The organism is Brevibacterium sp. FAM 24630, from assembly GCF_049804075.1.
In the GTDB taxonomy this organism is placed as follows: Bacteria; Actinomycetota; Actinomycetes; order Actinomycetales; family Brevibacteriaceae; genus Brevibacterium.
In genome coordinates this window covers 64,258-75,724 of sequence record NZ_JBNBZD010000017.1, presented here as the reverse complement: position 1 = coordinate 75,724, position 11,467 = coordinate 64,258, and the positions used below count along the sequence as shown (strand labels likewise).

General features: G+C 59.8%; 7 protein-coding genes. 2 read left to right on the top strand and 5 right to left on the bottom strand.

Annotated elements, in window-relative coordinates; all coding sequences use genetic code 11:
• Positions 1-576: 576 nt before the first annotated feature.
• The 5 genes from ACPUD7_RS13090 to ACPUD7_RS13070 are packed head-to-tail and all read right to left on the bottom strand — an operon-like array spanning position 577 to position 6,835.
• The gene (locus ACPUD7_RS13090) at positions 577-2,331 is read right to left on the bottom strand and encodes an ABC transporter ATP-binding protein (RefSeq protein WP_425120157.1); all 1,755 of its coding nucleotides are present in this window, start codon (positions 2,329-2,331) and stop codon (positions 577-579) included.
• Positions 2,331-3,248: an ABC transporter permease gene (locus tag ACPUD7_RS13085; protein WP_425120156.1), complete on the bottom strand. Its 918-nt coding sequence runs from the start codon at positions 3,246-3,248 to the stop codon at positions 2,331-2,333. Before ACPUD7_RS13085 ends, ACPUD7_RS13090 begins: the two co-directional genes overlap by 1 nt.
• Positions 3,245-4,198 carry an ABC transporter permease gene (locus ACPUD7_RS13080; protein WP_425120155.1) on the bottom strand — a complete coding sequence of 318 codons (954 nt, stop codon included), beginning with the start codon at positions 4,196-4,198 and terminating at the stop codon, positions 3,245-3,247. Before ACPUD7_RS13080 ends, ACPUD7_RS13085 begins: the two co-directional genes overlap by 4 nt.
• A 1-nt stretch (position 4,199) precedes the next feature.
• Entirely contained in the window at positions 4,200-5,747 is a 1,548-nt protein-coding gene (locus ACPUD7_RS13075) for an ABC transporter substrate-binding protein (protein ID WP_135540437.1), read from the bottom strand.
• 11 nt (positions 5,748-5,758) lie between these two features.
• On the bottom strand, positions 5,759-6,835 hold the full coding sequence (locus ACPUD7_RS13070; protein ID WP_425120154.1) for a TetR family transcriptional regulator C-terminal domain-containing protein: 1,077 nt from the start codon (positions 6,833-6,835) through the stop codon (positions 5,759-5,761).
• 176 nt (positions 6,836-7,011) lie between these two features.
• Between ACPUD7_RS13070 and ACPUD7_RS13065 the strand changes: the two genes are divergently transcribed.
• Positions 7,012-8,967, top strand: coding sequence for a CDP-glycerol glycerophosphotransferase family protein (locus ACPUD7_RS13065; RefSeq protein WP_425120153.1), 1,956 nt, complete (start codon positions 7,012-7,014; stop codon positions 8,965-8,967).
• Positions 8,968-9,035: 68 nt separating this feature from the next.
• Complete coding sequence (locus ACPUD7_RS13060; RefSeq protein ID WP_425120152.1) at positions 9,036-10,967, top strand: glycosyltransferase; 1,932 nt, start codon at positions 9,036-9,038, stop codon at positions 10,965-10,967.
• The last annotated feature ends 500 nt before the right edge of the window (positions 10,968-11,467 follow it).

The window sequence follows — 11,467 nt, the reverse complement described above, 5'->3', positions numbered from 1 at the left end:
ACTCTGAGAGTGCTCCTTTTCCAGAGAATATTGATGTCGTCGCAAACATCATTATCCCTGGTCAGGAGCACTTTTCTTCTCTCTGTCCGGGACCTGGACGCCCCTAATCATGAAATCCCGAGGCTAGGTCGCAGATCATTGATACGGATGAGTTCGACCTTCGCCATAAACTGGGGAAAGTCGAGAGAGCCTACCTCAAGCAGTTCACATCAGGGCGCAAGAATCGTACGAAGATAGGCACGCTCACAAAGAAGGTTGACTCCCTCTCGTCAGAGGTGGAGTCACTCTCATCAGAAGTGCAGTCACTCACTCAGCGGAACGCAGAACTTCAGACAGAGATCAATCGACGTTTCTCGACTCGACTCGCGGGGTACGTACGACGGGTAACGCGTCGGTTGTTCCAGCACCGCACCGGCCGCTGATCGGACCCGACTTGCACCCGGCGCGGTTATCTGAGCCGAGTGCGGCACACCGATGGTCCGGCGTAGCCGGCGGAGGGGCTGCCCTAGTCCAAACATGAGCTATCCGACTGAGGCTCGGCTACGAAGCCAATAGGCCGCCCCTCCCGCTCGCCCCTCAGAACTTCGGCACGTCGGCGATCAGCGCCCGCGTGTACTCATGCGTTGGGTTCTCGAGCACCTGTGCCGTCGGCCCGTAGTCGACGATCTTGCCCTTGTTGAGCACCGCGAGGTTGTCGGCGATGTGCCTCGACAGCGCGATGTTGTGGGTGACGAAGAGCATCGCCAGCTGCCGCTCTTCCCGCAGGGTCCGCAGCAGTGCGACGATCGACGCCTGCACGCTGACATCGAGTGCCGAGGTGATCTCATCACAGACCATCACCGACGGCGCGTTGACCAGAGCACGGGCGATCGCGGCCCGCTGACGCTCACCACCGGAGAGGTCACCAGGACGACGGTGGTAGAACGACCGGCCCAACCGCACTGAATCGAGTGCTTCCTCGACGACGGCCTTCCGACTCGCCGCGGTGCCCTCACCGCTCATCTCCAACGGCACCGTCAGCGACTGCCCGATCGAGCGCCGCGGATTGAGCGAGGAGAACGGCGACTGGAACACGTACTGGATGCCCACCCGCTGCTCGTTCGAGCGTTTGCGCGTCGATCGCTCCAGCTCCGTGCCTCGCAGCTTCACCGACCCCGTGTAGTCGTCGTTGAGTCCGGCCACGCACTGTGACAGCGTGGTCTTGCCCGACCCGGATTCGCCGAGCAGCATCGTGCACTCCCCCGGTTCCAGCGTCAGGTTGATCCCGTTGAGGATCTGTGCCTTCCCGTAGGCGAGCGCAATGTCCTTGACCTCGAGCAGGGGTGCTGTCGCCGAGGCGGCCCCACCGTCCGATTCGGATCCCTCCGAATCCGTGCCCCCGGGGCTGGGCTTCTCCCCCGTTGAGACGAGGATGTGCGTCTGGTCATCGTCCTCGGACGGTTTGTTCGCCTCGGCGGCACCGTCGCCGATGGTCTTCCGACCGTCGAGGTCGGGCACCGCGGACATGAGCATCTGCGTGTACTCATGCTGCGGGTGATCGAGGACCGCAGACACGGGCCCTTCTTCGACGAGATCGCCGCGCAGCATCACGGCCACCCGGTCGGAGATGTCCTTGATGACCGCGAGGTCGTGGGTGATGTAGAGACCGGCGACGTTGTTCGCCACCGTCATCTGTCGAATCGTGTCGAGGACGACCGACTGCGTGGACACGTCGAGGCCGGTGGTCGGCTCGTCGAGGATGAGCACATCGGGATACATGGCGAAGGCCATGGCGATGCCGATGCGCTGCTGCTGACCGCCGGAGAGTTGGTGCGGCCACCTCTTCTGGTACGTCTTGTCGCCAGGCAGCCCGACGTCGACGAGCACCTCGGCGACGCGGTCGGTTCTCTCGCGTTCCGAGGACCCGAAGCCGTGGATGTCGAGGACCTCGCGGATCTGTTCGCCCACCCGCATCGCCGGGTTGAGTGAGAGTGCCGGGTCCTGGGGGATGTAGGCGATCCGGGATCCGCGCAGATCACGCACGGCCACCTCGCTGAGGTCGAGGACCTCCACAGCGGTGGCGTCACCGCGCGGCCAGATGCTCACGGACCCGGACCCGAATTTCAGTCCCTCACGGAAGTGGCCCATGCAGGCGAGCCCGGCCGTGGTCTTACCGGATCCGGACTCGCCGACGAGGCCGAGGATCTCACCTCGGGACAGGGCGAAGTCGACGCCGTGGAGGATCTCATCGCCGGCGTTCGTGACCACCTTGAGGTCGGTCACCCGCAGGACGATCTTCTCGTTCGGTTCGTTCGCATCGTCGTGGCGAACGGTCTGTGTCTTCGGGCTCATCATGCCTCCACGGATGTCGATGCGGTGGCTCGGGCGAAGGAGTCCGCGAGCAGGTTGGTGCCGATGGTCAGCAGAGCGATCGCGATGACCGGCAGCAGCACACCCCAGGGTTGGATGGACAGGGCGATCCGGTTCTCGTTGATCATCAGCCCCCAGTCGGCGGCCGGCGGCTGCAGGCCGAGTCCGAGGAACGACAGGGAGGCGATATAGCCGATCGAATAGGTCAGGCGCAGCCCGGCCTCAACGCTCAAGGGCCCGGTGATGTTGGGCAGCAGCTCACGGATGAGCACCTTCCACCGGGGCATCGCATACATCTCCGCGGCCTTGATGTAGTCCTCGGTGATGACGCCCAGGGTCGCGGACCTCGCCACACGGGCGATGCGCGGGGCGTGGGTGAGACCGATGACGGTCACGAGCACCCAACCCTGCGGACCGAGCACCGTGATCGCCAAGAGGGCGAACACGAGCTGCGGGATGGCGAGGATGACATCGTTGAGACGCATGATCACGGCATCGAACCTGCCACCGACATAGGCGGCGAGCATGCCGATGATCGCACCGACGACCATGCCGAGGACGGTGGCGAGGACTCCGTAGACGATGAGGGTCAGACCGCCGGCGAGGAAGCGTGAGAGCACATCACGGCCGAGGTTGTCCGAACCGAACAGACCGTAGGGGCTGAAGGGCTTCGTAACGAACTCGGTGGCGGTGTTGCCCGTCGCCCAGGGCAGCAGCAGCGGCCCGCACAGGCTGAGGACGACGATGACGAGGGTGATCGTCAGGCCGATCTTGCCCTGTTTCTGCGCCAGCACGCGTTTGTAGAAGGGGACGTAGGTGGTCTGGGATTCCTTGGGAACCTCGGCGGCGTCGGTGGCCGCGGACTTGAGGTCGTCGAGACTGTTAGCATCGGTGCTCATGCTGCGCTCCTCAGTTTCGGGTTGGTGAGGATGCCGACGACATCGGCCGCCAGGTTCACCACGACGTAGACGGCGGCAACGAGCATGGAGATCGCTTGGACGACCTGCACGTCTCGGTAGGTCACGCCGTCGATGAGTGCTTGGCCGAGCCCCGGGTACCGGAAGAGGAACTCGACGACGACTACGCCGCCGGCCAGCCAGGCCAGCTGGATCGCCACGACCTGCGCGACGGGACCCAGCGCGTGGGGCACGGCGTGGCGCAGGATCACCCGCTTCTCCGGGACGCCCTTGAGCCGGGCCATCTCGACGAAGCCGGAGTCGAGGACTTCGATCATCGTCGCCCGCATCATCCGCACGATGTAGGGGGTGACGACGAGGATGAGCGTCAACGTCGGCAGGATGAGCTGCTCGGGGCGGTTCCACACCGGTTCTCCCGGCGGGGCTAGGGTCACGGCCGGCAGGATCTGGAACATCGAGGTGGCGAAGATCGCGATGAGGCCGATGCCGATGACGAACTCGGGCATGGCGGCGAATACGAGGGAGGCACCGGTCATCGCCTGGTCGCGGCGGCCACCGCGGTGCAGGGCCTGGTAGACGCCGAGTCCGATTCCCAACGGCACGGAGACGATCGCGGCCAGCCCCATGAGGACGAAGGACGCCCAGACCCGATCGCCGAGCAGTGCGGAGACCGAGCCCCCGGTCGCCGAGGAGGTTCCGAAGTCTCCGACGAAGAGCCCGCCCAGCCAGTGGAAGTACCTCAGCCACGCGGGATCGTTGAGCCCCAGCTGTTCGTTGAGTGCTGTGATGCGCTCGGGGGTGGCCTGCTGGCCGAGGATGGCTCGGGCCGCGTCGCCGGGCAGCAGCAGGGTCGCGCCGAAGACGAGCAGGGAGACTGCGATGAGAATGAAAGCGGAGAAGAGAAGCCGCTTGCCGATCACTTTTCCGAACATGTCACACCTCTCCGATCCACACGCGGTCGAATCTCCAACCGCTCAGGGGCCGTCCCGTCGAGTTCGGGACGAGCCCTCCCACGTACTTCTGGAAGGCGTCGACCTGGTTGGCGAAGCCCCACACGATGTACCCGCCTTCGTCGTAGAGCATCTTCTGCAGCTCGTGTTCGTAGTCTCGCCGCTCCCCGGCATCGGGGATGGCGCGGGCTTTGTCGAAGACCTTGTTGAACTTCGCATCGTCCCAGTGGGTTTCATTGAACGGCGACTCGCTCAGGGCACAGGAGATGACCTGCGGCATGAAGTCGCGGGTGTACCAGAAGTCCTGAGCGAAGTCCCATTTGAGGTATTCGTCGCCGAAGAAGGTCGTCGCATCGACCTTGCGGATCTTCACGGTGATGCCGGCGTCTGCGGCCTGTTGGGCGAAGACCTGCGCGGCTTCGACCGCGCCGGATTGGATGGGGGCGGTGACGAGCTCGACCTCGAGCCCGTCGGGGTAGCCTGCCTCGGCGAGGAGCTTCTTCGCTTTATCGATGTCGCGCTTGCGTTGCGGGAACTTCGGGTAGTTCTCACTCAGGGGACCGAACATGTCGTTGCCGATGGTTCCGTAGCCGGAGAGCACCTGTTCGATCATCTGCGGGCGATCGACGACGAGGCGGAAGGCCTGTCGGACCTTGACATCGTCGAAGGGCTTCTTGTCCACCCGCATGGTGAAGGGCAGCCACATGCCGGTCTTCGAGTTGAGGATGGACATGCGCTCATCGGCACCGATGACTTCGACGAGGGCCAGCGGGATGCCGGCGATCGCGTCGACCTGGGTCGATAGGAGGGCGTTGATGAGTGCGTCGTCATCGTTGAAGTTCAGCAGCTCAACCTCGTCGAGGTACGTCTTGTCGTAGTCGAAGTAATACTCGTTGGGGACAAGCACCGTCGATTGGGCGGCGGTGAACGATTTGAGTTTGAACGGCCCGGAGCACACCGGGTTCTCCGGGTCGTAGTCGACGGGGACGATGCCGGCGGTGTATTCGGCCACGGCATCATTGAACAGGCCGTTGGGTTCGCTCAGGCGGAACTCCAGCGTCCGCTCCCCCGTGGGCACCACCTTGTCGAGCATCGTGAAGTTCGCCGCCGCGGTCTTCGGGTCGTCCGGATCGGTGATCCTCTTGAAGCTGAAGACGACATCCTCGGGGGTGATCGGCTTGCCGTCGGAGAACTTGATGCCCTCCTTGAGTGTGCACGTCCACACGGTGGAGTCGTCGTTGGCCTCGAACGACTCGGCCAGCAGCGGCACGACCTGGGAGTCGTCGTCCCAGCCGTAGAGGGCGTTGTAGAGGTTGACGGATCGGCAGACGTCGCCGTTGTTGACGGGGATGTGCGCGTCGATGGTGTCGGCGGAGTTGCCGCCGGTGATCCCCACTCTCAGGGTGCCGCCTTTGACGGGCTTGCCGGCATCCGCAGCGCCGACAGTTCCGCCGCCACAGGCGCTCAGTCCGGCGAGCGCGGACACAGCGAGTCCGGCTCCCAGCGCTTGTCTTCGGTTCGGTGTATTCATGTGCCTTCTTCCTAGGACGTCGGTTCGGGTCGGCCGGCCGTGGCGACCCGCTCTGACTGCGGGTTTCGGGTGTCGTCGGTGGCTGCGGCGTTGCGGGCAGCCCCATCGGAGGCGGTGTCGGTGAGGATATGGGCGGAGAGGTAGTGTTCGAGCATCATCAGGGCCTCATCGTCGGTGATGGGCATATGTTCGGTACTGCGGGCTACGCCGAGTCCGTCGATGAAGATCGACAGCGACTTGACCATGAGCGACGTGTCGCCGGTGCGGATCACTCCTGAGCGCTGTCCGCTGTCGATGACGGTGGTGATCATGTCCAACCACTCGCCGTAGACGGCGGTGAGGTTCGCACGAGCGTTCTCATCGGTGACGGCACGAGCCCAACATTGGAGCCAGATCGACCACACCCGTCGGATCTTCGCGTCGACTCCGGCGTGGAGGCGGGCGAAATGACGGAGCACGGCAAGCGGGTCGGCGCCGTCGTTGAGCTGGCGGGTTTCGGCGATGATGTCCAGGGAGTAGCGCAGGGCCGCCTGCAGCAGTTGGTCTTTCGTCCGGAAGTGGTAGTTCACCGCCGAGGTGGTCAGGCCCGCTGTGCGGGCGACGTCCTCGGTGCGGACTTTGTCGATGCCGAGGTCGGCGTAGAGTTCCCAGGCCGCGGCGATGATCCTCACCCGGTTGCGTGTGCCTTTGGACATCCATTCCTGAGTGGGGTCGACTGCGGGTGTGTGGCCATTGTCGGTCTGCCCGGGGACCGTCGGGATATCTGTGCCATCGGTTGATGCTTCGATGGGAGCCGATCCGATGTGAACGTTCCCGGGGGCGGTTGGGGTCCTCCCTCGTCGAGGCGGCCCCGCCGTTCTCCCGGTTGTGATCCAATCGGTGCTGACCTCGGTGAGTTCGGCGATGCGTGAGATCTCTTCGACCCGAAACTTCCGTGTTCCGGCCAGGGATTTCGAGAGTTTGCTGGCGTCGAGCCCGATCCTTCGGGCGACTTCGCTGTGGTTGATTCCCGCGTTTTTGATGGCGTCGCGGACACGGGCGACCAGAGACGTCTGCGTGCTGCCAGCACCTTTGCTTTCCGTAACCACCCGTACAGTCTGCACAAGAGTTGCGATTTTGGCAAGAAAAACTTGAGTATTGATAGGTTTCCGTAACCGCTCGACACTGCTCGTTCGGCCAGCAGACCCGGCCTCCCGACTCGGCCGGTTCACAAGACCAGTCAGATATACTCGGGAGGATTCGACCGGCGAAAGGATCTCTCCTGATGGCAAGCAACAATTCTCTTCTTCACGGGGCATTGCCCGACGCGAAACTCGTCGATGAAGCAGAGACGGATGCCTTCTGGTCGAAACCTCTTGGCAAGAATGCGAAGGCCGAATCAGTACGCAATCAGTACATTCGAGATAGCGCCGCCAATCCCGTCAATAAGACGGTCATCTTCTATGAAACGATGTCCGGCGCACGGATGGGAGACAACCCATACGGAATCTTTCAGCACCTGCGCTCGCACCCAGAGTACGGCGAATTCCTACATGTATGGTCAGTCGACTCTCTGACAGCGATTCCCGAGCAGTACCGGAATACCCCTGACGTCGTCTTCGCTCGACAGAACACTCGCTCCTACACTTATTTCCTCGCCATTGCTGGTTATATTGTCTGCAACGCGAATCTCCCGGGATTCTTCACGCGTCGTCCGGCCCAGAAATACATGAATACTTGGCACGGCATCCCGTACAAAGCCCTGGGTAGAAGCACGCCGAAGGCAAAGTTCGGAGCCCCAGCCAGCACCGCTACTTTCACAAAAGCAACTCACGTCCTCACCCCGTGCGAGTTCACGACGGAGAAGACGATTTCGGCGTATTCGATGTCAGGAGTGTCGAACGCCGTTATCGCGGAACTCGGCTACCCCCGAGTCGACCGAACCATATCTCCAAGCCCGGGCACTCGCGAGGAGATACGCAACACTCTGGGCTTACAACCAGCTCAAACACCCAGTGACCATAGACCAGTTGTGCTTTACGCGCCTACTTGGCGCTCTGAAAGCGGTAAAGACGTCGTCGATAGCGACCAACTCATAGCCGACCTTCGGACGCTTGCCGAGCTAGACGTTCAACTCATGTATCGGGGACATCACCGTATGGACCGCATGATCAAAGATGCCTCAGTCGGTGACGAAATAGGCGACATCATCATTCCTCCGCATGACATCAGCTCCAATGATCTCCTCACCGTTGTCGACATTCTCGTCACGGATTTCTCGAGCATCTTCTTCGACTTTTTACCTACGGGCCTGCCGGTAGTGCATTATCTTTATGACCTCGACGATTATGCCAAAAATCGCGGTATCAACCTGGAGACCAAGGAATTGCCCGGTGCTGTCGCATTGACCCGCAGTCAGCTTGCGGAGGCAGTAACCACTGCTGCATCGGAACTGAAGGACTTCGACACTTACGCCAATGCAATCGCCAATCCCGTACAAGGCGACAGCTACAGGAAAGCGCGAGCGCGATTCTGCCCGTCCGAAGACGGGCTTTCTTCGAAGCGAGCGGCCGACTTCCTGATCAAAGACGAAGCAAACGACCGTCCCACTCGCACGGCGCGTGACGGTCGGCAGACGGCCGCGTTCTGGGCCGGTGAACTGCTCCCTGGTCCTCGCGCAGACAACTTCCTAAGGTCGCTGCTGAAGTCAGCGGCGTCCCCCTCGGAGCAGACAGTGCTCGTAATCGACCGAAAAGCACCCATCGAGAAAACCATCCTGAGAAAAATTAAACAATTCGGGGATGCGCTATCAACTTACTCTTACGAGACCGAACCACCTCTGATCCTGCCGGAGGAACTGGACTCCTACAACGAATTCGCAAGTGGATATTATCTTGACTTCGACAAAACGCAGCTGCGAGTGGAGAAGGACAACACCGTCAAGCAGATTTTCCAACGGGAATACCGCCGCCGCCTGGACAATGCCCACTTTGACCGAGTGTTCCTCGCCGCTGACCTGTCGATCGACGAACTAGCGATTGCCTCGATGGCCGGCCAACACACAACAACAACGGCAGATAAATGGACACCTCCAGCGGATGCCAAGATTGCCCTTCCTACCATGGCACACGCTGTGGACCGAATCACCGATCGGCTGCTACCAGAGGGGACCCAACGTCGAACGGTTGCCGCTCGCTCCTATCGCAAGCTGCGCTCAATAATCGGACGGAATCAACGCTGACCAGACAATCTTTTCACTGATCACAATCCAGAACCTCCGTTTAATTCCGTCACTAAAATCGAGGACTAATGGATGATTTAGAAACCGTGCATTTCATACCGGAGCATCACTACTTAATTCGGCCGAGCCTTAGCAACCAAGCTGGCGGAGGAATGCAGGCAATGCTGAGGCGCGCGAAGGCGTTCGCAGTGCACTATGAGATGCCAATAGATCTTCTTACGTATACGTTCCAACCAGGCATGGTCGCGATCGAAAAACGCCTGCGGGAATCTGGACGACTGGCAACGCAAATCCGAGTTACGAACATGTGGGAAATTCTGTCGGATGCAGTACGTACACCACCAGCGGATCTGTTCCCTGACTGGGAACGCAAAAAGCCACTCCGTCAACGTCAGACGGACTCAGAGGAAGTGAGCGTGATGGATAGTGGGTTACGCCGGATAAAGCGATTCCGTCCTGGCACTTCCACAATCGAGGCGGTCGACTACCTACGTGAAGACGGCACAAGATTCGTCAGTGACGTCAAGAAGTCGGGCCCGAAGTCTCGCCGAAAGATAGCACTTTTAGGACCTAATCAAGAAATTCTCAAAACCTGGCAAACCATGCCAGACATGTTCGCATGGCTGCTGGTGAAAGTGCTCGGGAGGGGACGCTCCGCAATAGTTGTCGACAGCCCTGTCATTGCAAATTCAATATCCAAACTCGGATACATTTCCCCGAAGAGTGCTTTAATAAAATACTTTCACAGCAATCACGCAGAATCCGTCGACGACGTCGGGTTCGGGGTGCTGTCGCAACGACACGTGGAGTCGCTGGAACGAGCTGACGTATTCGATGCCAACGTCTTCCCATCGCAGAGCCTTGCAGATGCCGCGGCAGAATTAATCGGTGATTCAAGCAATTTTTGGACTATCGGTAATATCGTCGACCCGGCAGAAGGAACTCCCGAAGACGACGAACATCGCATCACTTCCGGCATTGTGGTCAGTCGAATCGTTAAAGAGAAGAATATTGACCACGCCATCAGCGCAATCCAATTGGCCAACGCAAACGCTGAGTCAGAGGATACAACGGTTTTATCGGTATTTGGAACCGGTTCTGACTTGAATCGACTACAGCAACGGGTTGCAGACCTGGGGATAGGCGACCAAATATTGTTCCCAGGGTACACCGATAGCGTCTACCAGGAATTCAAAAGCGCCTCCTTCTCCATCCTGCCGACCAGGCAGGAAGCGTTCGGCCTATCAATCGTCGAAAGCATGGCATGCGGCTGCATACCGATTGTTTATGACGTCCCGTACGGTCCTGGTTCGATCATCTCTCATGGAATCGATGGCTATCTGGTTCCTTATGGCGACATCCGCGGGATCGCCCGGTACGTGGAGCGACTGCGGACGATGGACCGTGCTGAACTGAGCGTGATGCGAACCGCTGCGCGGGAACGTGCTGCTGAGTTTGAGGGGCCGAGCATTGCCGCCCAGTGGGCCAAGGCAATCGATGCGATATGGCAACACAAGACCGAACATCGTCGTGCTGTCCTGTCTACACATCACATCGAACTGACCGAAGCTCTCCTCGCGGAGCCTTTATCTGGCCCATCCTGGAATGGACGATCGACCATCGACATCCGATTCACTTCAGATTCCCGACTCCGGAAACAGGATATAGAAGCCACACAAGCCTTTATGTCTTTTCGTGGCAGGAACAGTAATTTGCGCTTACGCGTTCCCGGAACGCTTCGCGTCGACAGGCGGGGAGTGTTTCGCCGTCGGTCAACAATCGTGGCGCGCTTCCAGATACCTTTGGAACTCTTGGAACGCGTACCACCGCAGACAATCGATACGTTCACGAGAATGAACGATGGAACATCGGTGCGTGAATATCGAATTCCAGCAAGCAACATCGAGTTTGCCGGGTTGCGATTGCCGTCAGGGCTAGAGGCCTATAGGACAGAGCCGGGTAATTTCAGCTTGCGCGCTGCAACAAATCATGATGACTGACCACTTTACGCCTAAACTTTCATAATACCGAACCATTCATAAAGCACAAGCTTTGTCTATAATCTATTCTCTGCTCGTCGATCTATAATACCAATATACAGACGGAGTTCGATGCTATCGACATGCGCTGTGCGGCTGACTCAGAACAAGCACAGGTTGCGATAACGACTTCTGTATGAAACAATCGACGCTTCCGTACTCACTGGCGAGTTATACGGATTGACATCTGTGTCCATTTGCTCCCGAAATGAACACATCTGTACCGGACCAGCACTAGTTGAGACTCAAAACGCGAGGAAATTTTGCGACCGATCGAAGACGACAGGAATGAAGCAGAACCTGGGTTCGGATGTGCCCCGGAGAGTGTCGGAGCAAAATCGCATGACGCTGACAACATGCCGTCGAAATGGCCGACTTCCGGATATATCGTCTACGAGGGGAATGGGGCTACCTCTCATAACTATGCGAAAGAGTTCGCTGCCAGAGGTATCCAAGGCTTC

What these genes read in the sequence shown, in the direction of transcription:
- ACPUD7_RS13090 (WP_425120157.1), bottom strand. Translation starts at nt 2,331, where the DNA reads ATGAGCCCGAAGACACAGACCGTTCGCCACGACGATGCGAACGAACCG.
- ACPUD7_RS13085 (WP_425120156.1), bottom strand. Translation starts at nt 3,248, where the DNA reads ATGAGCACCGATGCTAACAGTCTCGACGACCTCAAGTCCGCGGCCACC.
- ACPUD7_RS13080 (WP_425120155.1), bottom strand. Translation starts at nt 4,198, where the DNA reads ATGTTCGGAAAAGTGATCGGCAAGCGGCTTCTCTTCTCCGCTTTCATT.
- ACPUD7_RS13075 (WP_135540437.1), bottom strand. Translation starts at nt 5,747, where the DNA reads ATGAATACACCGAACCGAAGACAAGCGCTGGGAGCCGGACTCGCTGTG.
- ACPUD7_RS13065 (WP_425120153.1), top strand. Translation starts at nt 7,012, where the DNA reads ATGGCAAGCAACAATTCTCTTCTTCACGGGGCATTGCCCGACGCGAAA.
- ACPUD7_RS13060 (WP_425120152.1), top strand. Translation starts at nt 9,036, where the DNA reads ATGGATGATTTAGAAACCGTGCATTTCATACCGGAGCATCACTACTTA.